This is a genomic window from Acinetobacter sp. XH1741 (assembly GCF_041021895.1).
Taxonomy (GTDB): Bacteria; Pseudomonadota; Gammaproteobacteria; order Pseudomonadales; family Moraxellaceae; genus Acinetobacter.
Genome location: NZ_CP157429.1, coordinates 124,904 through 148,976, shown reverse-complemented (window position 1 = coordinate 148,976; position 24,073 = coordinate 124,904). Strand labels below are relative to the sequence as shown.

Sequence of the window (24,073 nt, the reverse complement as noted above, 5' to 3'; positions counted from 1 at the left end):
ACTGTTGGAAATATAGATTTAAGTCGATGATTTTTCCTTTAAAAAAAGTACTTAAAGACGGCTTTGTTGCACAAAGCTGTTTGTAAGGTCTGATTCAGCAATATAATTTCCGAATGAAGAAGCCAGCAACTAAAATCTACCGTACAACGAATTGGTCCGCATATAAACTCAGTGCGAGAAACTTTCAGAGCCAAGTGAATGAGATAACACTAAATATAAAAAAATGGAAGAATAATTTACTAAGTTATTGTTTTTAAGTTGATCCTTGTTTTATATGGGGGTGATAATAACTTCTGATTACTAGTTTTTACCTTAAATATACCGATTGAAAGATTCATTTAAAGGCTATGAATACATGAGTTTTACAGTTTGGCTAGGTCAGCATGAGTACTTTTCACAAGATTTAAGATCGACCATGAACGTGATTAAGTTATAGGGGATTGATGAAATAGTTTTTATGAATTTCTGGCTTTCTGGGCTGATTTTATCAAATTCATGTCTATGCAAAATTGCGACATATTTCTCGTGCTGGTAGTTATCCAGAGTTTGGTCTGCATCTATCCATAGTGCAGACCTTTTTTTGGTGACAGTTTTTTCTTAGTGATTTTCGATCTGGATGTAGTGATTTCACGTTTGCAGAATATATCTTGGCGGTGATCCATCTAATATTCGTGATTATAAAGAGAGCTAATTCACAGGTTCTACAGATTATGTAGCGACTAACTATATCAAAGTCTATTTGCAGTTGATGGTTGGCGCTTAGTTTATATTTACGCTTAGGTTTCAGTTAAAAAATCAATATTCTGTTGAATCCGTGATTGAATCATCTGTAGGGTAGATTCTCGAATTTGATGGGGATACAGGCGCTGCGCAATTTGACTAAATTGAAGTGCAATTTCACGCATGGTCAAGATGATCTCATCGACTTCTAGAGTAGTCAGATTAGCTTCTGAAGTACCGAGTTTATGTATGTCATTTCGGGAAATATTGAGCGCTTCTCCCATAATGTCCATTTGATGATAACCACCTGGACCCTCGCAGAAGGTCACATCATAGGCTGGAGCCAATTTCCATTGACCATTTTTCTCCATGAGAAATGAAAAGTTCTTAGTATGGTCATCCCGATTATTGAAAAGCACATTAAACACAGCACGTTTAAAAGCATGCAATCTTTCTCGTACATCTTGCGTACACATCAAGGTTGCCCGGAGAAAATTGCGATAGTCTAGGCTACCTGGAACTTTATAGTCTGCTCCTGTATATGCAGCCAAACTCTGCATTGGAATCCGCATACCATTTTGACGATCGAATCGTTTAGAAGCAAAAGCCGTTAAACCATTGGGCAAATTAAAGAAATGGGTATCTGGAGTCTCAATTGCACAAAGTCGCAAACATTCTGCATAGACGGCTTCAATGGCGCAGACTTCAGGATGCTCTTGCTGAGCAGGAAACTTAATCAGCCAGGCTTCATGTTGATCAGAATCTTGAGTCGAAAACTCTAAATTGACAGGATCTCGGTAAACCAACGCTTTTGGTCTGGCACCTTGAGGGGAGCCACCCATGACCAATAAATGCTGTAGAAATTCACCACCTTCACCTTTGAGTACTTCTTGAACTTCCTGGGCCAGTTGTTGTAAAGGGATATTTTCTGAGGTTTGCATGTCAGCAACACAAGGTTCAAAGGAGAGGGCACCCATTGCGTGACTACTAATATAGGTCAGACGCTCCAAAGGTCCAATTCGTGCTGAATTTAAGCCAATTTTTTTGAAATATCGATCCATCAACATCATGCCCCAACCATCTGGTAAAGCGTCATAGACTGGACCTGGGAGTCCCATTTGATGAGTAGGAAAACCTTGTCTGAATGGTAGACCTTTTAAAGGCAGCAAGTAAGAAGAGAGCTCAACACCTTGCTGTATTGCTTCTGGACTATATTCAAAAGCAATGGTGGGTCTACCTGTCGTGGCTGTTGAACTAATCAGCGTTCCCCATAACCATGATTCGCCCCAACCGTTGTAATAAACATTAAGTCTATTGAGCATTATCCCTTCCTCTTAATACGGTGGCGCTTACTTTGACTCTCATAGCGAAGAATGTCATTCACACTGTTAAGCTGAGGTTTAAATAGTTCCTGAAGTTCGTTTAATCGACCCAAGACCATTGCAATACGGACTAAATTTTCAACAGATACATTTCGTCCCGCTTCAAGATTCGAAACTGTATTCACGCCGACACCAGCGCGTGCTGCTACCTCAGCTTGAGACATCTCCAGAAAGAGTCGTTGCTTACGTAAACGCTCACCTAAAAGAGTCACAACTTCTTCTGGTTTAGTGAAATATAAATCCATTAAATTGGGTCTTAAGAATGAATAATTTAATTAAATCACAAAATAATGGAATTAATCTATAGCTATAGTGTGGCTAAGGAGGGCTTTGTTGCACAGCACATCAGAAGGGTAGGTATAGTCCTTGGGTATCGGTTACAGAAAATCATCAGGATGTACTTTGACTGATTGTTGATACGGAGATTTCAGTATTTTCATTTTTCCTAATAGGTCACATTACTTAGAAAGGGTTCTTCGAAAATTAGTTCATACTTTAAAAATCCTATAAATATTGAGGATATTTTCTTAATGCTTTCAATATAGCATGCGGCTATATGTAACTCGAACGGGCTTAATCTGCCTTTCAGTATAAATTTTTTGGGCGTGAGAGGGGAGAGGTGTGAGGGCAAGCAATTTATATCGTGGATACTTCTAAATTACTTATGTAATAGAAGGTGGTAAACATGGATTTAGAGGTAATAACACTAAATATAAAAAAATTGGAAGAATAATTTATTAAATTATTGTTTTTATGTGGTTATTGGTGATGTTATGAATAATAATAACTTTTTCTTGATGAATTTTACCTAAAAAAATTGATCAGATAATTTTCTTTAAATGTCATGCATACATAAATTTGACAGTTTGAAGGGATCGGTATGTGCATTTTTCACAAGGTTAAAGATCGACCATAAATGTGATAAACGGCAGAGGATCATTGAAAAATGAATGGATTTAAACACTACATGTATGCACGAAAAAAAGTATCGCTGCGGTTCTGCTGACAGGCTGTATTGAGCATTGAATGCAAATGATGTAGTAATTGTCTACAGGCTATAGGACCAGCATGAAGAAGAATGAAATGTAGTTGCCAATTTATAACCTTGGTTGAAAAGCATAGCATTGTTATTCGGAGAAGTGAGGTAAGCCATCCTTCTCTTATTCATTTAAAATGATTCTTACTCAACTGATCTCGACTCATGGGCTGGTTCCAATTAGACGGATAATAACTTCCATCCCCTATCTTTTTCTTACCACATTTCTTGCATTTAATCCCTTCTTTGGAGATTTGATTCAGCATCACTGTTGTCGGTTGAATCAAATCAATGACATAGTTCGTTGGTTCAGGAAAAGCAGAAGAGGCTGCTTTATTGCAAAAGAGAACATTCGGATCAAATGGATTGGATTGCACAAAAGCCATGATACAGCCACAGAGTAATTCACCTGCATGTAATCTGTAACATCCATTCAGGTCATCAGACGAAGATTAATCTGAAATTTAAGCACTAAACGCCATAAATCTATGTATGGGCAGACTTTTTTGAGACATATGTTGATAAACATGCGGCAAGTTACATTGCTTAAAAGTCTATCTAAGTTAACGATCTATTCAATTCTGGATAAGTAATCTGAATATTACGATCCTAAATTACCCGAAGAGTATTAAGATTTCTAAGAATCGTGTTTGTTGGTTTATTTGGGAAATTAATCAGTGGATTGAAGCAAAGATGATGGCTCATTAAGGATTGTGGGCTTCGACTACTTAAATTTTAGGTATTTTGAATAAAGCATATTTCAAAAATCTTAATTAATGGATTTAAATTACCATAAAAACCTTCAATATTGGCTTGAATCCATTGTTGTTGAGAGTCAATGCGAGACCAATCAATACCATAACCACAATGAGCAATCAGATGCTCAAAGAAAATCCGTTGTGTACGTCCATTACCTTCACGGAATGGGTGTATGACATTAAGCTCACAATACAAGTCGGCAAGTTGAGGAATCAGTTGTTGTGGTGCTAAGCCTTGAAAGTATTTTTTTTCTTGAAGCGTTTTGAGTAGTTTATTGGTTTCAATTTCAATACGGGAAAAATTACAAAAACGGGTGTCACCTTTGGAAATATCGATTTGTCTTAACTTTCCTGCCCAGTCGTATAAGTCGCCAAAGAGCTGCGCATGAATTGATTTTAAGTATTGTAAGTCGTAAGGTGGTTCAGCATATTCAATTAAGTTACTTGCCAATCCAGACAGTTCTAGTTCAGCTTGTTCTAAAATTTGTTCATCATGAATATTGAGTTTGTTCTTTAGGATATTTGTGCCAGGGTAACAATACAGGCTGTCACCCATTTCCCCATATTTATCCATACATGCACCTGACTAAGTTTCGGGTTGCGAATACTTCTTATATTTTTGCAAGATTTCAGCTTTACTTTGTTGAGTTGTTTGAGCTGTCGTTGTAATGCCTTCAAGCTTTAGGCTGGCTTGATAGTTTTGCGCACGTGTCGCTTGAATATATTTTTTTTTCTGTTCAGTGGTTCTGAGCATTTCGAAACTCCATTGATGCTACACGTGAAGTAAGTATAGCAGAGAATCTTTTTGATCAATGCTGCATACACAGCATTTCAAAATGTAATACAACGGTATTGTTTCATGTAATAACAGAAAACTAAAAAAAAGTGGAAGAATTTTTAAAATTTAGACCACCCATGATAAGTAAACCATATGTATTTGTTGATAATTGTAATTTTGAGAAAATTTAGTTGATAAATTAAATGAATTTTAATATACAAAGATATGCTCATTTTTTATATCGATAAAAATGTTAAAATTTGACTATTTAGTAAAAAATATAGAGATATTTATGGGGCAATTTATCATGCCCTTTTGCTTTGAGCGACAAAATGTTCAATTTAAGATAGTAAAAATTAACTCAGAACTACTGAAAATCAAAAAGATTAAACAGAGCCAGAAAGTAGTAGTACAAGCAAAGTTCAAAATAATCTATGTGAAAATTTGGCAAAAAATATTGCTATTAATGCAAACGGAGCCATGCTTACGTGTACATTCTAATTATGTTGCAATCTTACAGTTGATACATAATCTTGATGATTTTATCGAAAAATCACAGCAACACTTGTGCTTTGAGAGAAAAGCTCAGAAAGAGCTGGATGCTAAATTTTTTGCTAGATTTTTTAAGCTGACAAAGAGTTCAATAAAAGATCAACTTTTACCAAATTGTTCAGATCGTAATGAATTTAACCAATGCAATTTGATAAAAAATTAAGCGAAAGCGAATATGCCAAAGATTGAAACAGAAGAGCAATTCTTAGATTTAGCAGAAAAATTCCAAAAAGATTATTGTTTATTACGCAATCATGTTGTGAATACACAATTTGTCGATCTATCAGATGATTTACGTGAAAAAGCCCATGCTCTATATAAGGAAGCACAACAGATATATGGCTATATATCTAGTTCTAGACAATTAGGTAAATATTATTATCTAGCTTCTTTAAGTTATTTTGCATGCCCGACTACTAGTAATACTCAAGAGCTGTCGTCTGAACGTTATTTGATTCTACAAGCGAGTTTTTTAACATATCGGCAGTATCAAGAATTTGCAAAAATTGATAAAGCTGAGAATAAGCAAAAACATGTTTGTGATCTCTTTCGCTATGTATCACGATATGTTCTGGATTCTAATCATGCTGAATTATTTCAAGAATGCAGTGAGCTACTAAATCGCTATGTCATGTACGAACGTAACTTGAAAAAGGAGGATCGTAATCAACTTTTTAATATTAAAGATTTCAAACAAGTACAAGCCATAGAGTATTTATCGGCTCTATTAATAATTTTTAAAAGACTTGATGATCGTCGTGTTGTTCATCGTCAGCGTAAGTCAAAAAAAAGTAAAGTTTTGCAATGGCCGACGAAAAATGAACTCAAAAAATTTCGTGAAATTAAAACGGGTAAGCAAGTAGATATTGGACATAACGCAAAGATCAGTATTTATGATGCCGCTCTTCACAAAGATGAAGAGGGTGAAGTTGATCTATTAGATCCTGAAATGGAGTTTTATTCAGAAGATGAAAAGTCTAAAAATTTAAATTATATACTCAGCGATAATGCGACGCATCTAATGCGGCATCGCCAGCGCCGTCATGCTCCTTTTGTTACAAATCCACATTATTTGGCGCCAGATATACTGAAGCAAATTGTTTATGTGTTGAGAACCGAGTTATCCGGGCACTGGAGGGATGCTGCAATCGCTGCAGCATGTTTATTGTCACTTTTGACGGGATTATCACCCGTCGCACTGATGGATTTTAACGAGCTTATTCAAGATGGAATTTTGATCCAGAATGGTTCAAGTAGACGTCGCGAATATTTACTCAAATTAAATCTTAAAATTACAGAGCAGAAGATTAAGAGCTTAAATCATGTGCGGTGGAATGAAGTGATGACACATCAACTACATTTACCTTCTGCTTGGTTTGACTATATAGAACAAGCATCGAATCCACTAATTTCATCAACACACATTAATACGAAACTTAAGAATTGGCTTGATAATCGGTTTGTAGGTTCGATCACTGTAGAAAAACTGCAGGCTCAATTATATTTTCATATATATTATGAAACATATAATGAATATCTTGCTCATGTAATTGCTGGGCGGGATAGTCAGCATCACATGCCTGGTATCTATTATGGCGGGCTACCGAAAACTCAACTCAGTAGCACATATCTAGCCTTTTTAGAAAAAGCACTTACACCACATTCCACACATTTTACTGAAGACACGGCTGAACTAAAAATATTGCAACAACAATTCAAAGTGCAATCTGCATTATCTATAGGAAGGATAGGGAGCCAACTGGCACTTGAACCCAATTTTGTGAAAGAGCAATTCCATATTTTACATAGACATTGTCACGAAAACATCCAAGAAGATAAGCACATTATTAATCAACTTAATGCATATGCGTGTTGGATGTGGCATATCAGTTTGTTGAGTTTGGCAAGTCGGCCTAAAAAAAACCTGTTGGGGAATTTGGATGATTATTGTGTTGAGCTCAAGCTTTTATATGTGAATGATAAAAAAAATAGTAAAGCAAGAAAAGATGGTCGTTTTATCCCTTTATCTGATTTTTTCATAAAAACACTGCAAAATTACACTGCCTTTTTAGAACAAATTATTGAAGCGTACGGTTCATTTTTTAGACAAGTCTTTGCAAAGAAGAAGATAACTGTAAATGATCTTTTTGGTAAGGTCATTTTTAGTAAAGATATCTTGCCGATAACTGTCAAAGAATGGCAGAGCAGGAAAATTAAGTTAATCCCTTTATCGAGAAAATGGGTGAATTCATATATGCAAGGAGTCTTTCCAAAGAATATGTATTCGAATTGGTTACGTCATTTTGACATGAACTTTTTGATGCATGAGCAGCAAGAGGGTAAACCAGCATTAGCTTTTCACTTAATTCAGGCCCTGTATGGTCATGACCAACGTGACCGAGAGGCTTTTCATCCGCATTCTTCACTTATCCCGAATGTCTATGTACAGCAAGCCCGCCAGCAATTGCAAGATAATGTCAAATCTTTATCGATTAAACACTTAGAGCGAAAATAGTTGTATGCAAAAAATCAAAGAACTAATAAAACCACAACTAGATGATCTATTTGTTGATATTCATAAAATGGTGAAAAAGTCGCTAGATAGACAGCCTTCTCCACCTGAAGTATTGACGAAAGAAATGCAGCAAAAACTTGATCAGCAGATCGCTGAAAAATGGCATGACATTAAAGATAGTGTTGATTGTTTGAGTCAAAAGTTGAGCCGAGACGAACAATCAAAACTGATGCAATTTACTGAAGATGAATTTAATAAAAGAAGGAAGCAATTCAACCAGAATGTAGATAAAAAATCATACAGAATTAAGCTAAATCCACATACTAAACGGATCGTACTGCCTAGAAAAATTGAGAGTACGGAGTCACGGTTAAAACAAGGGCAGTTACATGCCCAGGTAGTCAACGCTTTGAAAGCATATTGGAAAGATTCACTTGGATATTGGGATGACCCTAAATATTTGTGGGGGGATTTATGCTTAAGTTTTATATATATTTCAGGCTGTGCAGATGAACAGCATCTGGTTGCTATTCAGCAGCAATTGCACGAGGCCGTTGAGCTTGGTACAGATCTGAATTGTTTTCGGTTATACCATTCGGACTACAAAAAAATCACTAATCCATTGTTACTACATTATCGTGTTGAAAACTCTCAATATGGCAACGATGTAGAACAGAGAAAGTTGTACCAATGGAAGCATGTTTTTTTTAACTCATATGCTCAGTTCATCTTGCAATATTTAAAAAAGTTGAAAGCTACTCATAAAGAATATCGTCTGCAACAATCAATTGAAGATTGTATTCTGGAAAGCTTGAGTCGCATGGGACGAAACAAAAGTTTGGGCGATCTGCAATATCAAATTAAACGCCGTGGATTTCGTGCATTTAATGATGTGCAAATGGTACTTGAATTTAATCCAAACCTTAGCCTAGATATATTTTTAAGTAATGTACTTCAGCAAGAGATTAATACTGTCGCCTTACGGCCATCCGAATTTAGATTGCTATGGAGTAATGAACGTAATCAAGTCATGGAACTAGAGAATAGCCCTATTCATTTTGAACAAGAGCAGTTACATCCTGAAGTTCCGACGGCTCAAAGCAAATTACAAACGATTCCGTATGAGTTGATGTTGTTTGATCAAAAGAAACGTAAAGTTCAAAAAGTTGAGCGCTTAGATAAAAAGAGGAATAAAGAAGAACGCACGCTACGTTTTTGGCAAGAAATCAGAAGGGTGTTAGAGAAGAAGATGCGTGATGCAAATACGGAAGAAAAGTCTTTAATTGAAGCCCAATTACGCTTAATTCACTGGTTAGTGCATTTAAAAAAAAGAGGGCTTCAATTATCGACTATTGAAAGCTACTTAGGATCATTTGCTAAAGAATTTATATTTGAAATTTGGCTTAATAAATTGGATTTAAAGCAACAATCCATTGATGATTATGAAGATTTATATCGACAGTTGTTGAAATATAGCAGTGAACGAGATGCACAAGCAACTCAACGTGAAGCTGTTAAAGGAAAAACCTCTCGTAAGATGCACCAAACAGCAGAATACCGTTTTGGTCGCCTAAAAGATTTTCATCAATTTTGTATAGATAATTTTAATGCACCAGAGGTATTGGTGTTACAGAATTCAAGTTTTAAGCATTTACAAATTTGCAATGCACGCCTAGTAAGCCCTTTGCTATTTGGCAAGCTATTGGAAAAACTAGAACATTTAAGTCAAGAGCCAACGGCATCAGAGTGGGTCGATCATCTGAGTTGTTTAAAGCTGATGTATTTACTGAGTTATAGAACTGGACTCCGATTAAATGAAGTTCGTTGTCTTAAAATACAAGATATTATTTGCCCAGAGTTACTTTATAAAGAAAAAGAAAATACAGCTTTTAATAATATCACGCTTCATATTCAGAACAATTCATATCGCCGTCTGAAAACGCAAAGTGCAAATCGTCAAATACCATTGAAAATTGCCTTGTCAGAACATGAGTTTTTAGTAGTACAACATTACATACAACATCGTTATGAACAATATTTGTTTAATCAGCAGGATGATCTACTTTTTAGTGTTAATCATCGTGTATTAACTGATCAATGTATCAGCAAAATTACAGTAGAGTTGTTTAACCAAATATTAGGTATGCATCATGGCTTTAGTTTTCATACGTTGCGCCACAGTGCTGCTAACTATCTAGCAATAACTTTGCTGGGTTCAAAAGAAATGATTAAAACATATACAGATTGTCCTTGGGTAAAAGCAAAAAAGATGCGTGATTTATTGTTTGGTGTTAAAGCACGTGCTCATGAAGAGATTATTCAACATAAATGGCAGGTGCTTGCCTCTTGGATGGGGCATAGCAGTATTGAACAAACGGCTTCAAATTATCTTCATGTTTTGGATTTATTAGCAGTCGATCGAATTTACAATTCGCCGTGTATCATTTCAAAAAAAGTCCTAGAACAGTGTTTTGGTCCAGTGAATTCAAGTACAGAGTACATAAACTTAAATCGTTATACTCAGCAGCAGAAATGGTTTAACTCTTATCAGCAAACAGAGCCAGTTATGATTGCTGGTCGACAAGAAAAGAAGTTTAGTATCGAGAAGAGTACTCTGACGCCTTTTCAACGTTTGATAAGTTTAAGAGATGGCCGTTCAAGCGAAGATATTCAAGCACAAGAATGGATGCAGCGATGTCAATTTATGAGCACTAAATGGATGGACCCCAAAAATTTTAATTTAAAAACGAATTATGTTAGTAATAAAAATTTAGATGTGGGTTGGTTTGATGAGCTTTACGACAAAGCTAAGAAACTGACACGTTCTGATGAAATAATTCCTCTCCTTGATTTGCATAACCAACATGATAAGGGGAAAGATATACCTAAAGAGTTGAACGTGGTCAATGCACTTAAGGTATTATTATTATTTGGAAAATTACGTAAAAACTTTCTACATTTTCAATGCATAAAGAAAGATGATGAGCAACGAATTGCTAATTTTATTGCTGGTATAGAGCCAATTATTGGAGATCACCTAAATTTAGACAAACAGAATTATCCAGTTAATCTGGAAGTGCTTGAGAGAACAGTTAAATTTAGTTTTCAAAGAGTTGTTGGCCCTAATAAAAAAAATGTTACTCTACTGGTTATATTTAATTTAATGTTAAAAATCATGCAAGAAGATGAACTTTGGTTAAAATAGCCTAAGCAGCTTAAAAAGGGGAATTTAAAAGCTTTAGCATCACAGTTTGATTACTGGATTTTAAACAATAGTGTGAAGATTAGCGCTTTGGTAAATCGATGAGCTAAAGTGTTGTAGTCCAAACTCGATCTGACAGTTACCCATTTTTGAGCTGTTGATTAATTTATCAAAAAAAATCAAGCCACCCACGGGTGGTTTTTTATTGCGAGGTCAAAATGGAATTCCGACATGTTGTTAAGAACCATTGCGACATTTCACCAGTAACTAACTTTCTTAATGTGAATCATGCTAAGGCAGTGAATGAAGGGAAGCCGTTAGTTGTATTGATCGCACCACAAGATAAAGATCGTTCGAAGGCTCAAAACCGTTTGTACTGGATGTGGCTTAATCAATGGGCTAAACGTCAAGGTACAGATAAAGATTGCAAGCATCTGTTCTTTAAGAAAAACTTCTTAGCAAAAATCTATGATTGCGATGACGTTGGCCAATACAAGAAAACATTCAAGGCTGTAAGAGAGTTGAAAGATTCTAAGCATCCTCTCTACCAAGATGTAGCAAGTGGCCTATGTGAGCTAATGAGCACTACAGACGCAAGTACAGTTCAATTAACCGAATACTTAAACGACATTCATGCTTTCTGTAATAAAAATGGGTGTTATTTGGAAACGCCTGATGATCTTAAGTAGGTGCTTGTATAGTTGCTGATTTCATATTATTAATGTCTCTCACTTTATAAAATGAGAAACTAACAAATGGTAATGAATAATATTGAATATGATGCGGTGGTTGAAAGTGCGAAAATCAAAGCGAAAAGCGATATAACAGTAGCGGTTTTAAATAATGCAGCAAGTAAAGAAAAGCTTATAGAGTTTATCAAAAAACTGCATGATCAGATTGATGAATAATATGAACCGCCCTTAAAGCGGTTTTTTATTGCTAGTAGAAGATTTAAGGTATCTTTTCTAATAGGCACATACTATTAAAGTGTTTTTTATTTATTTTTTAGATTGAAAAGATTGCTATTTGAGTAATTTAAATATAAAAATCTTTATTGATTGAGCGTAGTTGTTATACAGGATATTTATAAGGATTTTAAAATGACAATTATCACATTGCTTGATGTTGAGACGAAGAAGAAGGTGATAGTTCGGTCCGTAATAGACCCAATAGCAAGAATAGACAAAAAAGGGAATATACAAATTATTCAAATTCATAAATGGCTATATGATGAATCTGGAGATTTCGTTGATGAAGACTTATATGAGGCACTCAACAATGGAGAAGTTGGAATATACTTAACTTTGCAGTATATGATCATTGATATTGAAAATTAATTATTTTTTATTTTTAGTCAGTTTGAGTTCTTACTCTCTAGAGCCTAATGGTTACTGCACATAAGACCTTATTAAGTATTACCTATTGATGGGCACATATTCTTTATAAGTCTTGATAAGTAAAAAAATTATGTAGGCTAAAAATAAAACCATTTAAAAAAAGAAATCTTTATCTATTTAAATATGAATATTTGATATTTTTAATTCAATCCCTATTGCTAGTGCTTAAATATTATGCCAATATGAAGTTGGAAATATTTCCGAATAGATATTTCCTATTTCAGATTTAAGCGTTTTTTTCGCTAAGTCCATTTCTGAATAAAAATAGGAAGTGGGCTTTTTTATTTTTAAATATTTCTGTATTATCAGTGTGTTGCTGTAGGTAACACTAAACCTTGTTGATCAGCGCAAATATCAAAAAGGGGAGCTTGCCTACTAGGCAAGCTTTTTAAATTGATCAACTAAACACAATAATCCATTTCAAAGCTCATTAGAAAAATCAAACTTCCCTAGCTTTTATTCGTACTAATTTATTGAATCTAATCGTCTTTATAATTTTAAAAAATTCCTTAAACTAAAAATGGAAAATTTCTTGTTGCAACATTGTTATAATAGGACTACCTTAAGAAAAAATACTTTATAAAAATGAGGAGCTGCTGAAATGCCACAGTATCTCATGTTTGCGGAAAATATTTATAACAAAATTAAAGATGAGGAATTATTTTCACATGACTGTATTGAAAATATGAACTTACTTATGACATGTATACGCAGAGAAATTGAGGGAACAGAATTTAAATTAAAATTTAATTTTATTGATTTTGTTGAATTGTTCAGTAGACCATTAGATGAATGTAAAGTAAAAATAGATGTGAGTTTGATTCCTCCTCATAATTCAGAAGGTGAGTATATTTTATGGTTAGCTGGATTTATCGAAAAAATTACAGAAGGTGGACCTAAACCACCTCCGCCTATAAAGAAATTTATTCCAGAGTATATGAGCTTGAAATCTGAATTAGATTTTTTACCTTTAAATGAGGAAAAAATTCAAACCGAAGGTAAAGAAATTACGGATTACTTTAATTCAAAGCTCTATAAGTCAACTTTTAAGAAGTAATACTATATTGCCTGTGAGTTTAGCCACCGCCTAAGGGCGGTTTTTTTATGGGTAAGAATAATGGATTCTACAGAATACTTTTGGCTTACTCGGAAAAAAGAACCTAAAACTAAAAGCTGGCCACTGCCAAAGCCTACACAAAAATATCTAAAGGCAGAAGAAGAATTTACTGAAACTTTAGATAATCTGGAAATTAAATATGAAAAGAAATTTCAGTTTAAGTCTACTAAGCACTGGCGGTTTGACTTTCATTTAATTGAGTATCGAATACTAGTTGAAATTGTGGGTGGTCCATGGTCTGGCGGTCGTAAGGGCAAACTTAAAAATAAAGCTTGTAGTCTTGATCGTTACGATGTGGCTGAAGAGATGGGCTACACCGTAGTTCGCATAGAGACAGCTTCAAGATGCCGCATTGATGAGTCTGGACCTTTGCAGTTACGGACTGAATACGCTAGTGAGTGGTTAAAAAATTTAAAGAGGCAAATATTTAATGGATCAGATCAGACCATTTCCTCCAACTGATTTTATTGACCAAGCAGATGAAGAGGAAGCGATTCGCATAGTACCTGCGTCTGATTTAAAAAACTGGGTAGTTGCTAATTTTCTTACACTTGGTGGACCTTTACATAATCCAGATCATGACCATATCGCTGAGATGCTTCATGACAATGAGGGGTTTTTGGCTTTTGCATGGGCTTCTACTGCTTATACGAGAGCTAAGCGCATGGTGCTCGGCCAATGTGAAAAGGTTATGTTTCAACAAGGCGGCTGGAAGAAAGCCCGTCAAGAGCAGCAAATGCGTGATTGGTTCGGTTTTGTTCCAATTTACTTAATCACTATCGATGCAAGCTTTTGTGAAAAGGCAAACGATAACGAGTTTTGTGCTTTGATTGAACATGAGCTCTATCACATTGGTGTAGAGCGAGATTCGGACGGTGAGATTATTTACAGCGATCATACTGGCTTACCAAAGCACTATTTAGCTGGCCACGATGTGGAAGAGTTCATCGGTGTTGTTAAGCGCTGGGGAGCTAATGACAGTGTTAAGCGGCTTGTTGAAGTCGCTAAAAACCCGCCGTTTGTTTCTGATTTAGATATTTCTAAATGCTGTGGAAACTGTGTAATTACCTGAGCCTTTTGGCTCATTTTTTTTGCCATGTTTCCTTGACGTACCTTGACGGATAGAGAGAAATGGCGACATTAAAAAAAGCAGAAACTCTTTATTGTACAATCGTTTGCTGTGTTTAACACCCCTCAAGAAACAGTAAGTCTCGTCAAGGAGGAATTTGACATTGATGTTTCGAGACAGCAGGTAGAGTCATATGACCCTACAAAGTTTGCTGGGAGAGACTTAAGTAAGGAACTCAAAGAAATTTTCGAAAATACACGGGAAGAGTATTTGAGTCAGCCACTAAATAAAATCAGTGGAGCAAATGACATTGTTCAGTTGAAGATTTTAATTGATTTGCTTTGGACTAAAAAAACAATGTGACCATGACAATTAAGATCGTGGACCAAATACAAAAGATCATGAAAGGGTTTTATGAGAAGAAGGGGGAACAAAATAATAAAGGTGGTAATTCTGAAGCGAACCAAACTAAAGCTGAAGTAGAACTTGAGATTAAAAAACTTGAACTTCAGAAGTTACAACGTGAGGTAAATCCACCTGAGTATCGTCCACCTGAAGAGGATTACAAGCTTGTGCTGAATCCTGATGAGGAGATACCAAATGAGCCAATTCTTTAATCCTCCAGAAGGTTCAGTTCAATTAACGCCTAAGCAAGCCAATATTTATTTGTGGGGCTGGCAAAAAGAAGCCCGATTTCGTGATGCTGTTTGTGGCCGACGTTTCGGTAAAACATTCTTGGCCAAAGCGGAAATGCGAAGAGCCGCAAGACTAGCGGCTAAATGGAATGTTTCGGTAGAGGATGAAATCTGGTATGCAGCGCCTACCTTTAAGCAAGCAAAACGGGTTTTCTGGAAGCGACTAAAACAAGCTATTCCAGCATCTTGGCGAGCTGGTAAGCCTAATGAAATTGAATGTTCAATTACATTAAGAAGTGGTCATATTATCCGTGTTGTTGGTCTAGATAACTATGATGACCTTCGTGGATCTGGTTTATTTTTCTTAATTATTGATGAATGGGCCGACTGTAAATGGGTTGCATGGGAAGAAGTGCTTCGCCCGATGCTTTCTACCTGTAAGTATATGGTGAACGGCGAACAGCGAGTTGGTGGCCCGATATGAGCAAGGTATTTTGCTATCTTTGGATATTTCTACCGTCTCTGCATACTGTGAGCACTATGAATTGCCGGTAGAAAGAGACATCTTTAATGATTGTATTTTTTACAATTGATAATCTCTTTCTAGATGAGTCACATAAAAAAACTAACAATCCTAAAAAATAACCATAGAGGTATTTACTAAAATTAACCGCTGGTGCTGAAAAGCTGTTAAATGCTTAATGTGGTGAAGCCACTCAATCGAGTGGCTTTTTAATATCTAAAAAATAAAGATTTCAAAGTTTAAGAAATATATAATAGAAACAATTAATTATAAGATTTAAAAATATGTTAGCAAAACTTTTATACATTGGGATGCTCTATTTTTTTAGTAGTTTTAATTAGCTGCACTAAAAAAGTTGAAATTAAACCACTTCCTCCTTCAGTTGAAGAGGACTATCTAACTTCAAAACATGAAATAGACAAGATGCTAGATGCATTAAATAATCATGATGTACCAAATGATGAGAAGCGTGAGATATTGTGTAAGTCATATCCAGAAGTCTATAAAAACCACTATATGCCAGCACTACTGAAGCCTTCTCCGCATCAATATTCAGAAGAAGTACTTTTGAGAGATTTTGAGGCTGTGATTAAATTTTATAAACAAGCTTGGTTTATTAAATGTATCTAATATCTTCATATGTGACATTTATTAACCAATTTGTTAAAGTTTATTCACTTTATAACAAACGGTAAAAAACCATGAAACAAGTCATTTTAAGTCTTTTATTAGTTCTAAGCTCATTAAATGTTGCGGAAGCAGGTAGAGGCAGACAACCTTGCTCTGGTAAGAAAGGTGGGGTAAGTCATTGCGATGGTAGTAAGTTTGTTTGTAATGATGGTTCCATCAGTGCTTCTAAAAAGATCTGCTCTAGATAGGTGACGATATGGGATTAAATTTTAGAAAAAGTATAAAAATTGCTCCGGGAGTCCGGGTAAATATAAGTAAAAAAGGAGTCTAAAGTATTTCTGTTGGTGGAAAAGGGGCACGAGTAAATGTTAGTAAGAAGGGAACTCGAACAACAGTAGGTTTACCGGGTACTGGTTTATCTTATTCCAAGTTCTCTAGTCATACTAAGAAAACAACACGTAGAAGAGAACCCGATTTTAATAATCCAGATAATGTATGGGGTTACCCTAACGCTGAATGGATTATTTGTGGGATTATTTTATTTATAGCTTTAATAATTTTTATTTGGATTATTAGCTAATTTTAAGGTGTTGATATTATATGAAAAAGATTATTTTTTAAGCTTGGTTCTTGGTTCTTGGTTCTTGGTTCTTGGTTCTTGGTTCTTGGTTCTTGGTTCTTGGTTCTTGGTTTGGTAGGGATTAATGGTTGCTCAAAGGTGGAAAAAGAGTCAAAAGAAGCTATCTTAAGCACCTTAAAAGATCCTGATTCGCCCAATTCCAAAATATAAAAGGATATTGCGGAGAGGTAAATTCTAAGAATAGCTACGGTGGTTATGTTGGTTTTAAGAGATATGTCTCTATTGATGGTGGAGTCTTAATGGAGGATTCAGAAGGTGTTGAACCAGAGACATTTGCAATAATTTGGGAAGCATACTGCACTCCAAATAAATTATCTTTAAAAGAGCGCAATGAGTGTGTAAAGGATAGTCTCTTATAATGAATGGATGCAAGGCTTAAAGGGGTTTCCAAGGAAAGCTTAAGGAATGAAATACTAGCAGACAAAAATGCATCAAAAGCAGAAATTGAAGAAGGCTTAAGAGATATTGATCGTGCGTATAACAGTAATTTCAAAGATAAGGGTCTATACGCACAGGATGTTGTTGCTAAATGTGTAAAGTTGATTGATTAGTGAATTGGTAAAAAGCACCCTAGGGTGCTTTTTTATTTAGACAAAACGCACTTCAACATGTTTACCAATTGCCGCAGCATATTTTTGCAATGTGGCAATAGATGGTGATGGTTTGCCTGTGATCAATGCTTTTTCTAGCCGTGAAACGGCAGGTACACTTGTTCCCATGCGTTCCGCGATTTGCGCTTGGGATAGACCTGCATCTCGACGTGCAGTAAGTACCATATCGAGCAGGGGCATTTCTTCACGTTCAATTCGTTCGTATTCGGTACGCACTGCTGAACGAGATAATGCAAGTGCTTTCATTTCTTCATGTGTTCGCATTTTTCACCTCTTTCATGCGGTCAAGTGCTAGGTTTAGATCTTGCTTAGGTGTTTTTTGGGTTTTCTTAACAAAACTATGGAGCATTACAATGCGTTTACCGACTAGTGTGCAATACATAACACGAGCAATACCTTCTTGAGATTTTAAGCGCAACTCAAATAGTCCTTTACTCATTGGTAATGTGTGAGGTTCTCCTAAGTTTGCGCCGTAAATCACCATACGGTCAGTTAAGTTAAAATATCGAGCCAAAAGACCATCAGGTAATGTAAGAATCTCATCCTGAACGTCTTCGCTGTAATATTCAATTGTATACATATCATGTTCTACTCAATGAGAGTTAATATTACCATATTTGATAATATTGGCAATTTATTTCGGGTTTGGATGTTCTGTAGTTTTCTCTGTTATTTCATCAGAAAGCCAAAATACATCTTCAAACTTCTCGCATACACCAGCTTTTTTGAGTTCTTTATATATAAATAAGGCTGTATCAACCTTGACAGAATGTCCTTGCTCAGCTCGTGTCACATAGTTTGATAAAACTCTGCTGCCACTAACAAAACCACATCGCTTTGATAGTTCATAAACCGTTAATCCTGCTTTTTCACGCAAATAGGCAACATTATTCTTTACTTCCATTGCTGCACCACAAGTTAAATTTTAGAATATTGTAGCACAATAAAAGATAATTACTATTTTTTGTGATAGCACAACAAAAAGAATTGAGACAATAAAAGATATTAAATAAGATGACTTCATCAAGGCTAAAAGCCATGAAAAAGAAAAGCCCCCAACTTTCTGACGGCAAGGGGCTTTTATCAACAACCATAGGAAAGGATATTGATATGTCTAGTTTAGCATTAAGTTTTAATGAAGTGAAATTCAATCCCGTGCCACGGCAAGATGGCCAGATTTGGCTTTCTTCAGGTGAATTGGCACAAGCATTAGGATATAAACAAGAGAACGCGGTCAGTAAAATTTTTAATCGTAATTCTGATGAATTTACGGAAAATATGACACAAATTATTGATAATCCTCGGCTACCCAATTTGGGTATGCGGATTTTCTCACTACGTGGTTGCCACCTAATAGCAATGTTTGCTCGTACTGCTGTAGGGAAGCAATTCCGCAAATGGGTGCTGGACGTTCTTGATAAGGAGATTGGCGCTTCAGTTACGACGGTAGGTACATTGGGCGGTGGAGCCCCACTAGGAGCTGCTCTGATTGGCTCTGGTATTGGGATGATGCTCGGGGGAGTTGCCATGATGTTAATGCCTAAAATCGAAACCACTCAAGATCAAAACCAAGATGGAAACAGAGCGAATAAAGGCTTTGGCGGAGCCGTAACAACGGTTGCTCAAGGTAATCCTGTGCCGATTTTATATGAGCAACGTGAGATTGGTGGATTTATTGTGAGTGCTGGTCAATATCCAGAAGATCAGATGTAAATTCAAATTATTAAAAAGGCGCTTTCTAGCGCCTTTTTTATTGCGTGAGATTTCTTATGAATGCAGTAGTAGGCGCAAAAAAGGGAAGTAAAAAACAACGGCAACCCGTAATTTCTCCAGATTCTGCACAGTCAAAAACTTATATTAAAGTCCTTTATGGATTAGCTGAAGGAGAAATTGAGGGGCTAGCAAATGGCCTTCAGTCAATTTATTTAGAAGAAACTCCACTTCAGAATGCAGACGGAAGCTTTAACTTTGAAAAGGCTCTTGAATAAGGCCTTTAATAATGTGCAATTATTTGCTCAATTAACTGGATAATTGCACATTTTGAGCAAAGTTTTTCTCATTTCATATTCTCTCGAGGTTTATCATGCAGCTAATGATTATGGTTACAGAAGCTGGAAAGCTTGAGCATACTTGCAATTTGCTTGCTGAGGTAAACAATGGCGGTAAAGTCTTAAAGGTCTTTGACTATAACGGCAATCAATTACCAATCAACAATGATGGAACAGTGATGTTTAATAGACACCGTTGGGAATTGCCAATTAAAGTGGATTTAAAATAAATTTGAATGTAGTTTAAAAATACCAAAAGCAACACTAATGCAATTTTAAAAAATAGTGCAACAAGAATGCAGCGAATTAAGTTAAGTTATTGATTTATTTTGGATGTAACCGCTCTAAATTGAGCCAAATTTAAGGCGTAACTTGCGTAAGTGGTCGACCTAATTCCGTAAATCTGTTGAGGACTGCTACACGTGCATGAATCTCATTCACTTGGCTATCAAAACTCCTTGCACTGAGTTTATCTCCTAATAATTTAATGCAGTGCATCTTAGTTTCAACCAAACTTTGCCGATGATAGCCTGACCATTTTTTCCATAGTGTCCTGCCTAAACGTGTAACTGTTCGAAGTAATTCATTTCGCTCTAGCGAGCTACTCTTTGTATCTTTCCATGGTTTCGCATTTTTTCTAGGTAGAATTACCGCATGCGCTTGCCGATCTGCAATGACCTGACGGCATTGCTTGTTGTCATAAGCTCTATCGGTATAAACAGAGTCAATCTGCTCATCTTGTGGAATCTGATTAAGTAAATCACCAAGCACCTGTGAATCACTGACATTATTGGTTGTGAGCTGAATAGCGCGTATTTGTAGGGTTTTAGCATCTATACCAATATGTAGTTTACGCCATTGGCGACGATATTCAGGCCCATGTTTCTTGCGTTTCCATTCGCCCTCACCTAGAAACTTCATCCCTGTAGAGTCCATGAGTAGATGCAGCCCATCGCTACTTTTTTGGTAACTAATTGCAATATCAATATGCTTTTGTCTTCTACAAAGCGTGGTGTAATCTGGTACTATCCAATTTAATCCGCAAAGTTTAATTAGACTTTGCACAAAGCCAGTGGCAATAAGTAAAGACAGACGAAATAAAGATTTAATCATTAAGCAGCATTGGATGGTTGCGTCGGAGTAGATTTGATTTCGCCCTTGTTTGCCTTTTGATAGAGCATACCATTGCGTAGCAGGATCAAACCAAATGGCAATATTTCCGCGACTAATGAGTGCTCGGTTATATGCGGGCCAATTGGTTGTGCGGTAGATTTTGTGTGTAGGCTTCTTCATTTGAAAATTATATCGCTGAAAAAGCCTTTACAGATAGGTTTGTGCAACAAAGCCTATTCAAGGCGAATTATTAAGATAATTGTGAAAACTTCATAGGAACTTCTTTTTTCTCAATGAAAATATTATATCCTTAGAGTCTGCATGATCCATTTGAAGCGAGAATTTTATGAAAAAAGTTATTGGTATGAGAAATAGCCGTACTGAAGCCTTTAAAATCGTAAAAGCTTCATTTGCCGTAGATAATTTGGTTGTAGATAATAAAGGCTTACAAGCAATTAATGACTATGTGAAGGGTTCTAAGACATTTGAACAAGCCAGAAATACACTCGTTGAAATGTACCGTGTAAGATAAAAATGTTTTTTGATGATGCACTACATTATTATCTGACGGAAGAAGATTTTTATGATGATCCATTCTGTGATAAAAATGGTGTTTTGATCAACAATCTTGGTATTTCTAATACCAAAGACCTGAATGAGGCAGAGAAAGCGCTAAGTGCCTTACAAAATACAAGATTACAGGAAAATATCTCTGTTTTTCTAGGCAATTTTGATTTACAGCACCTACAAAATATACATCATCAATTATTTATGGATGTCTACCCATGGGCTGGCCAATTAAGACGCGTGAATACCTATAAAGGTGAATGTATCTTTCTCCATTACAATAGCATAGCTCCTTTAACAGATCTGCTGTTTTCATGCCTCAATAATAATTTTAACCATTTGATTAATAATAAAGAAAATATAGATTTGGTTTGTAGTTTTTTAGCCAGATTTTTTGTTGTTTTAAATTATATTCATCCATTTAGAGAAGGTAATGGTCGCTCACAATGTTTCATGCTAGGCCAGATACTATTTAAGTAAGGTTATACGATCGATTGGACCACTGTGAGTTCAGATGCTATGAATCAAGCAGTGATCGCAGAATGGAAAGAAGGTAACTTTAAGCTCACTGGAAAAATGATTAAACTTAATATTCAAAGATTAGAAGTAAGTTGAACACCTGACCAATATCGTACTCAGCATCAATTTTAGTGTTTCTTCAGGCCTACTGCTGACATTTCAAATGATTCCATGATAAAAATCAAACATCATTGTAAAGCCTCTAAAAAACGATTGCTCCAACAATAAAACACAACACCCCAAACGCGATCCAGAGCCAGACAGTTGATCTGGATGTCTGCATACCTGGGTTATTCAATGGAGATGGTTGCTGAGAGGTATTCTGTGGGGTATTCGGCCTGTTTGTATGGGGATGATGCTTGGAATAAGAAAGTCCTGTTCCGGGAATGCCCACGCTGGTTCGGGTGCTTTTTTACCAATATTTAAAGAAGCACCGGGTTTGCCAATGCTCGCACTGCTGATGCCCTTATGCGTCAGATTAATTTTTAAACCCGGTAAGATTTTAATGCTCTTGCGAAATCTAAAGTCCATATTTCCCCCATTTGCAAAACCAGTTCGCTGTGTATTTCAGTTAATAGAGGTAAATTCAGAGAATCTCAGATCCTCATCTACCTCGCTAGTCGGTTGTCCCCATAGAGACATCCGTATATTTTTTATCTGGTGATTGCAATACTACCTTAAAATACCGTCAAAAATCTTTACTGTATATTTGCTGTAGGGTAATCTTAAAACTGCTATTTATTGACTGATTGGTATATGACGACACATAAGCATGAAGTCCTGCTACGAATGCGAGCGATCGAGCTGCTTGCATACTGGGAAGGTCGTTTGGTCACCAATCGTTTGATGAGCTGGTTTGGGCTCAGTCGACAGCAGGCTTCTGCGGATATCAAGCGTTACAATACGCTGTATAACCCCCATGCCTTGATTCATGACCCCTCAGTCAAGGGTTATGTGCCTAAAGCCAGCTTCCAGCCTGTACTGACTACAGCGCATATCAATGAATATCTCAATATGTTGTCAGGTTTGGTTAGTGAATCGCATGCCCTGATTGCGATGCCAGAACCGAATCTTGCAGCAGTTCAATTACCTGATCGCAGTGTATGTCCTGAAGTGATTCGGGAAGTTTTGCGTGCCTGCCGGAACCAAAGTACTTTAAAAATGATTTATGCCTCCATGCAGAATCCGCAGTGGCATGAACGCATGATTTCCCCACATACCCTGGTGTATACCGGTTTTCGCTGGCATGTCCGTGCCTATTGCCATCAGAGCAAGCAGTTTAAGGACTTTTTACTCTCCAGAATTGCTCGCACACCTGTTGTGGTGGCGATTGAGTCAGTAGACCCTGCTCAGGATCAGCAATGGCATGAAGAAATTGTACTGACGCTGATCCCTAATCCAAAATTGAATGAAGCTCAAAAAGCGCTGGTCGAAAAAGACTTCTGCATGCCTGATGGCAGATTACAGATTCCGGTGAAAAAAGCCCTGGCTCACTATACCTTGCAGCGATATCAGGCCGCGATCACGCTGGCTGAGGCGGAAGATGCCTTGAAATATACCTTAGTGTTACAAGGTTCAGATATCGAAAAGCTGTCGTCTTACCTGTTTGATCAAGCTTCATAGGAGATTGGCTATGTTAGAACAATTTTATTATGACAGTGACCTGATTGGCGGTTCCCTGATGGTGCGTGAAAGCCGGCTGATCGCGGATCTGTTATTACGAGAAGCGACTCCAGAACAATGGCATCAGGCAATTCAGATTGACAATATTCTGCAAAAAAGAACGCCTGCTTCAGCTCAACGCAATGCCACCGCTATTCGTAAGCGTCTGGAGCGCTTAGAGCCTGATTTCTGGAAAGCTTTGCGGGATGGGGATGATGAGCTGGCGACTCAGGTGGCTTTTTGTGGGGCACTGGAACGCAACCTGTTGCTGCTTGAGTTTATGGAAACGGTGATGAGAGAGGCCTATATCTCCCAGGCTCAATACTTGGATAGCTATATTTGGTCAGACTTTCTGGATGAGCGTTCACAACGCGATCTTGATATCTGTGATTGGAAAGAGTCCAGCAAGAAAAAAATGGGGCAGGTGGTGTTTCGCATCCTGGCAGAAGCCGGTTACTTAAAAAATACCCGTAAGCTGGAGTTGCAGCGTGTGATCGTCAGAGCAGAGCTGCGTAGCCTGTTGGAAGAACATTATAAACAACGCATTAAAAGATCTATGGAAGTGTCGCTATGGACGCGGTAGTTGTAGAGGGGCAGCA

General features: G+C 36.6%; 28 protein-coding genes and 4 pseudogenes. 22 read left to right on the top strand and 10 right to left on the bottom strand.

Annotated elements, in window-relative coordinates; all coding sequences use genetic code 11:
* Nucleotides 1-776 precede the first annotated feature (776 nt).
* The 3 genes from ABLB96_RS19135 to ABLB96_RS19125 form a co-directional block, all read right to left on the bottom strand.
* Complete coding sequence (locus ABLB96_RS19135; RefSeq protein ID WP_000934717.1) at nt 777-2,042, bottom strand: type II toxin-antitoxin system HipA family toxin; 1,266 nt, start codon at nt 2,040-2,042, stop codon at nt 777-779.
* Nucleotides 2,042-2,347 (bottom strand): helix-turn-helix domain-containing protein, encoded by a 306-nt coding sequence (locus ABLB96_RS19130; protein WP_000366814.1) that lies wholly within the window; start codon nt 2,345-2,347, stop codon nt 2,042-2,044. Before ABLB96_RS19130 ends, ABLB96_RS19135 begins: the two co-directional genes overlap by 1 nt.
* Before the next feature lie 919 nt (nt 2,348-3,266).
* On the bottom strand, nt 3,267-3,524 hold the full coding sequence (locus ABLB96_RS19125; RefSeq protein ID WP_004726728.1) for a hypothetical protein: 258 nt from the start codon (nt 3,522-3,524) through the stop codon (nt 3,267-3,269).
* A gap of 187 nt (nt 3,525-3,711) precedes the next feature.
* On the opposite strand from ABLB96_RS19125, the gene ABLB96_RS19120 reads away from it, so the two are divergent.
* Nucleotides 3,712-3,846 (top strand): AlpA family phage regulatory protein, encoded by a 135-nt coding sequence (locus ABLB96_RS19120; RefSeq protein ID WP_369030313.1) that lies wholly within the window; start codon nt 3,712-3,714, stop codon nt 3,844-3,846.
* A gap of 27 nt (nt 3,847-3,873) precedes the next feature.
* Here the strand turns inward: ABLB96_RS19120 and ABLB96_RS19115 are convergent, their stop codons facing one another.
* Together ABLB96_RS19115 and ABLB96_RS19110 are read right to left on the bottom strand one after the other, a co-directional pair.
* Nucleotides 3,874-4,470 carry a putative adenosine monophosphate-protein transferase Fic gene (locus tag ABLB96_RS19115; protein WP_004826955.1) on the bottom strand — a complete coding sequence of 199 codons (597 nt, stop codon included), beginning with the start codon at nt 4,468-4,470 and terminating at the stop codon, nt 3,874-3,876.
* A 12-nt stretch (nt 4,471-4,482) separates the two neighbouring features.
* Entirely contained in the window at nt 4,483-4,650 is a 168-nt protein-coding gene (locus ABLB96_RS19110) for a YhfG family protein (RefSeq protein WP_002125865.1), read from the bottom strand.
* A 274-nt stretch (nt 4,651-4,924) separates the two neighbouring features.
* Between ABLB96_RS19110 and ABLB96_RS19105 the strand changes: the two genes are divergently transcribed.
* The 14 genes and pseudogenes from ABLB96_RS19105 (at nt 4,925) to ABLB96_RS19040 (ending at nt 16,894) form a co-directional block, all read left to right on the top strand.
* Entirely contained in the window at nt 4,925-5,389 is a 465-nt protein-coding gene (locus ABLB96_RS19105) for a hypothetical protein (protein WP_000911011.1), read from the top strand.
* 12 nt (nt 5,390-5,401) lie between these two features.
* Nucleotides 5,402-7,741, top strand: coding sequence for a hypothetical protein (locus ABLB96_RS19100; protein ID WP_002058482.1), 2,340 nt, complete (start codon nt 5,402-5,404; stop codon nt 7,739-7,741).
* A 4-nt stretch (nt 7,742-7,745) separates the two neighbouring features.
* A complete protein-coding gene (locus ABLB96_RS19095; protein ID WP_348898216.1) occupies nt 7,746-10,946 on the top strand; it encodes a site-specific integrase in 3,201 nt (1,066 codons plus the stop codon).
* 215 nt (nt 10,947-11,161) lie between these two features.
* Nucleotides 11,162-11,632 carry a hypothetical protein gene (locus ABLB96_RS19090; RefSeq protein ID WP_000395699.1) on the top strand — a complete coding sequence of 157 codons (471 nt, stop codon included), beginning with the start codon at nt 11,162-11,164 and terminating at the stop codon, nt 11,630-11,632.
* A gap of 66 nt (nt 11,633-11,698) precedes the next feature.
* Nucleotides 11,699-11,851: a hypothetical protein gene (locus ABLB96_RS19085; RefSeq protein ID WP_000245255.1), complete on the top strand. Its 153-nt coding sequence runs from the start codon at nt 11,699-11,701 to the stop codon at nt 11,849-11,851.
* 192 nt (nt 11,852-12,043) lie between these two features.
* The gene (locus ABLB96_RS19080; RefSeq protein WP_000152660.1) at nt 12,044-12,280 is read left to right on the top strand and encodes a hypothetical protein; all 237 of its coding nucleotides are present in this window, start codon (nt 12,044-12,046) and stop codon (nt 12,278-12,280) included.
* A gap of 661 nt (nt 12,281-12,941) precedes the next feature.
* Nucleotides 12,942-13,397, top strand: a complete 456-nt coding sequence (locus ABLB96_RS19075; RefSeq protein ID WP_001136766.1) for a hypothetical protein — start codon at nt 12,942-12,944, stop codon at nt 13,395-13,397.
* Between the two features lie 60 nt (nt 13,398-13,457).
* Nucleotides 13,458-13,919 (top strand): hypothetical protein, encoded by a 462-nt coding sequence (locus ABLB96_RS19070; protein ID WP_000378528.1) that lies wholly within the window; start codon nt 13,458-13,460, stop codon nt 13,917-13,919.
* Nucleotides 13,888-14,529 carry a putative metallopeptidase gene (locus ABLB96_RS19065; protein WP_000372120.1) on the top strand — a complete coding sequence of 214 codons (642 nt, stop codon included), beginning with the start codon at nt 13,888-13,890 and terminating at the stop codon, nt 14,527-14,529. Before ABLB96_RS19070 ends, ABLB96_RS19065 begins: the two co-directional genes overlap by 32 nt.
* 90 nt (nt 14,530-14,619) lie before the next feature.
* A pseudogene (locus ABLB96_RS19060) lies at nt 14,620-15,143 on the top strand (DUF2280 domain-containing protein).
* A pseudogene (locus ABLB96_RS19055) lies at nt 15,127-15,636 on the top strand (terminase); the annotation flags it as partial. The pseudogenes ABLB96_RS19060 and ABLB96_RS19055, both read left to right, overlap by 17 nt.
* Nucleotides 15,637-15,990: 354 nt before the next feature.
* Nucleotides 15,991-16,314 (top strand): hypothetical protein, encoded by a 324-nt coding sequence (locus tag ABLB96_RS19050; protein WP_005804845.1) that lies wholly within the window; start codon nt 15,991-15,993, stop codon nt 16,312-16,314.
* Between the two features lie 71 nt (nt 16,315-16,385).
* A complete protein-coding gene (locus tag ABLB96_RS19045; RefSeq protein WP_002120129.1) occupies nt 16,386-16,562 on the top strand; it encodes a hypothetical protein in 177 nt (58 codons plus the stop codon).
* A gap of 8 nt (nt 16,563-16,570) precedes the next feature.
* A pseudogene (locus tag ABLB96_RS19040) lies at nt 16,571-16,894 on the top strand (DUF4236 domain-containing protein).
* Between the two features lie 647 nt (nt 16,895-17,541).
* Here ABLB96_RS19040 and ABLB96_RS19035 read toward each other — a convergent pair.
* The 3 genes from ABLB96_RS19035 to ABLB96_RS19025 are packed head-to-tail and all read right to left on the bottom strand — an operon-like array spanning nt 17,542 to nt 18,469.
* Nucleotides 17,542-17,829, bottom strand: coding sequence for a helix-turn-helix transcriptional regulator (locus ABLB96_RS19035; protein ID WP_001258993.1), 288 nt, complete (start codon nt 17,827-17,829; stop codon nt 17,542-17,544).
* The gene (locus ABLB96_RS19030) at nt 17,816-18,145 is read right to left on the bottom strand and encodes a type II toxin-antitoxin system RelE/ParE family toxin (RefSeq protein WP_000288004.1); all 330 of its coding nucleotides are present in this window, start codon (nt 18,143-18,145) and stop codon (nt 17,816-17,818) included. Before ABLB96_RS19030 ends, ABLB96_RS19035 begins: the two co-directional genes overlap by 14 nt.
* A 54-nt stretch (nt 18,146-18,199) precedes the next feature.
* Complete coding sequence (locus ABLB96_RS19025; RefSeq protein WP_000453245.1) at nt 18,200-18,469, bottom strand: transcriptional regulator; 270 nt, start codon at nt 18,467-18,469, stop codon at nt 18,200-18,202.
* Nucleotides 18,470-18,675: 206 nt separating this feature from the next.
* Here ABLB96_RS19025 and ABLB96_RS19020 point away from each other — a divergent pair, with 206 nt between their 5' ends.
* The 3 genes from ABLB96_RS19020 to ABLB96_RS19010 all read left to right on the top strand — a co-directional run bounded on the left by ABLB96_RS19020 (nt 18,676) and on the right by ABLB96_RS19010 (nt 19,843).
* Nucleotides 18,676-19,278, top strand: a complete 603-nt coding sequence (locus ABLB96_RS19020; protein ID WP_000096286.1) for a BRO family protein — start codon at nt 18,676-18,678, stop codon at nt 19,276-19,278.
* Between the two features lie 56 nt (nt 19,279-19,334).
* Nucleotides 19,335-19,553, top strand: coding sequence for a hypothetical protein (locus ABLB96_RS19015; protein WP_000994925.1), 219 nt, complete (start codon nt 19,335-19,337; stop codon nt 19,551-19,553).
* A 92-nt stretch (nt 19,554-19,645) separates the two neighbouring features.
* Complete coding sequence (locus tag ABLB96_RS19010) at nt 19,646-19,843, top strand: hypothetical protein (protein ID WP_025464206.1); 198 nt, start codon at nt 19,646-19,648, stop codon at nt 19,841-19,843.
* Between the two features lie 130 nt (nt 19,844-19,973).
* Here the strand turns inward: ABLB96_RS19010 and ABLB96_RS19005 are convergent, their stop codons facing one another.
* The gene (locus ABLB96_RS19005; RefSeq protein ID WP_000743263.1) at nt 19,974-20,906 is read right to left on the bottom strand and encodes an IS5 family transposase; all 933 of its coding nucleotides are present in this window, start codon (nt 20,904-20,906) and stop codon (nt 19,974-19,976) included.
* A gap of 166 nt (nt 20,907-21,072) precedes the next feature.
* Here ABLB96_RS19005 and ABLB96_RS19000 point away from each other — a divergent pair, with 166 nt between their 5' ends.
* The gene (locus ABLB96_RS19000; protein WP_000755724.1) at nt 21,073-21,258 is read left to right on the top strand and encodes a hypothetical protein; all 186 of its coding nucleotides are present in this window, start codon (nt 21,073-21,075) and stop codon (nt 21,256-21,258) included.
* Nucleotides 21,259-21,260: 2 nt separating this feature from the next.
* Entirely contained in the window at nt 21,261-21,773 is a 513-nt protein-coding gene (locus ABLB96_RS18995) for a Fic family protein (protein WP_000464612.1), read from the top strand.
* Between the two features lie 241 nt (nt 21,774-22,014).
* On the opposite strand, the pseudogene ABLB96_RS18990 reads toward ABLB96_RS18995, so the two are convergent.
* Nucleotides 22,015-22,343 (bottom strand): annotated as a pseudogene (locus ABLB96_RS18990) (DUF4236 domain-containing protein).
* A 225-nt stretch (nt 22,344-22,568) separates the two neighbouring features.
* Here ABLB96_RS18990 and ABLB96_RS18985 point away from each other — a divergent pair.
* On the top strand, nt 22,569-23,435 hold the full coding sequence (locus ABLB96_RS18985; protein WP_025464207.1) for a WYL domain-containing protein: 867 nt from the start codon (nt 22,569-22,571) through the stop codon (nt 23,433-23,435).
* 10 nt (nt 23,436-23,445) lie between these two features.
* On the top strand, nt 23,446-24,057 hold the full coding sequence (locus ABLB96_RS18980; protein WP_000893011.1) for a DUF1819 family protein: 612 nt from the start codon (nt 23,446-23,448) through the stop codon (nt 24,055-24,057).
* Nucleotides 24,058-24,073: the final 16 nt, after the last annotated feature.

Coding starts and splice junctions, on each gene's coding strand:
- ABLB96_RS19135 (WP_000934717.1), bottom strand. CDS start 2,042: ATGCTCAATAGACTTAATGTTTATTACAACGGTTGGGGCGAATCATGG.
- ABLB96_RS19130 (WP_000366814.1), bottom strand. CDS start 2,347: ATGGATTTATATTTCACTAAACCAGAAGAAGTTGTGACTCTTTTAGGT.
- ABLB96_RS19125 (WP_004726728.1), bottom strand. CDS start 3,524: ATGGCTTTTGTGCAATCCAATCCATTTGATCCGAATGTTCTCTTTTGC.
- ABLB96_RS19115 (WP_004826955.1), bottom strand. CDS start 4,470: ATGGATAAATATGGGGAAATGGGTGACAGCCTGTATTGTTACCCTGGC.
- ABLB96_RS19110 (WP_002125865.1), bottom strand. CDS start 4,650: ATGCTCAGAACCACTGAACAGAAAAAAAAATATATTCAAGCGACACGT.
- ABLB96_RS19105 (WP_000911011.1), top strand. CDS start 4,925: ATGTTAAAATTTGACTATTTAGTAAAAAATATAGAGATATTTATGGGG.
- ABLB96_RS19100 (WP_002058482.1), top strand. CDS start 5,402: ATGCCAAAGATTGAAACAGAAGAGCAATTCTTAGATTTAGCAGAAAAA.
- ABLB96_RS19095 (WP_348898216.1), top strand. CDS start 7,746: ATGCAAAAAATCAAAGAACTAATAAAACCACAACTAGATGATCTATTT.
- ABLB96_RS19090 (WP_000395699.1), top strand. CDS start 11,162: ATGGAATTCCGACATGTTGTTAAGAACCATTGCGACATTTCACCAGTA.
- ABLB96_RS19085 (WP_000245255.1), top strand. CDS start 11,699: ATGGTAATGAATAATATTGAATATGATGCGGTGGTTGAAAGTGCGAAA.
- ABLB96_RS19080 (WP_000152660.1), top strand. CDS start 12,044: ATGACAATTATCACATTGCTTGATGTTGAGACGAAGAAGAAGGTGATA.
- ABLB96_RS19075 (WP_001136766.1), top strand. CDS start 12,942: ATGCCACAGTATCTCATGTTTGCGGAAAATATTTATAACAAAATTAAA.
- ABLB96_RS19070 (WP_000378528.1), top strand. CDS start 13,458: ATGGATTCTACAGAATACTTTTGGCTTACTCGGAAAAAAGAACCTAAA.
- ABLB96_RS19065 (WP_000372120.1), top strand. CDS start 13,888: ATGGATCAGATCAGACCATTTCCTCCAACTGATTTTATTGACCAAGCA.
- ABLB96_RS19045 (WP_002120129.1), top strand. CDS start 16,386: ATGAAACAAGTCATTTTAAGTCTTTTATTAGTTCTAAGCTCATTAAAT.
- ABLB96_RS19035 (WP_001258993.1), bottom strand. CDS start 17,829: ATGCGAACACATGAAGAAATGAAAGCACTTGCATTATCTCGTTCAGCA.
- ABLB96_RS19030 (WP_000288004.1), bottom strand. CDS start 18,145: ATGTATACAATTGAATATTACAGCGAAGACGTTCAGGATGAGATTCTT.
- ABLB96_RS19025 (WP_000453245.1), bottom strand. CDS start 18,469: ATGGAAGTAAAGAATAATGTTGCCTATTTGCGTGAAAAAGCAGGATTA.
- ABLB96_RS19020 (WP_000096286.1), top strand. CDS start 18,676: ATGTCTAGTTTAGCATTAAGTTTTAATGAAGTGAAATTCAATCCCGTG.
- ABLB96_RS19015 (WP_000994925.1), top strand. CDS start 19,335: ATGAATGCAGTAGTAGGCGCAAAAAAGGGAAGTAAAAAACAACGGCAA.
- ABLB96_RS19005 (WP_000743263.1), bottom strand. CDS start 20,906: ATGAAGAAGCCTACACACAAAATCTACCGCACAACCAATTGGCCCGCA.
- ABLB96_RS19000 (WP_000755724.1), top strand. CDS start 21,073: ATGAAAAAAGTTATTGGTATGAGAAATAGCCGTACTGAAGCCTTTAAA.
- ABLB96_RS18995 (WP_000464612.1), top strand. CDS start 21,261: ATGTTTTTTGATGATGCACTACATTATTATCTGACGGAAGAAGATTTT.
- ABLB96_RS18985 (WP_025464207.1), top strand. CDS start 22,569: ATGACGACACATAAGCATGAAGTCCTGCTACGAATGCGAGCGATCGAG.
- ABLB96_RS18980 (WP_000893011.1), top strand. CDS start 23,446: ATGTTAGAACAATTTTATTATGACAGTGACCTGATTGGCGGTTCCCTG.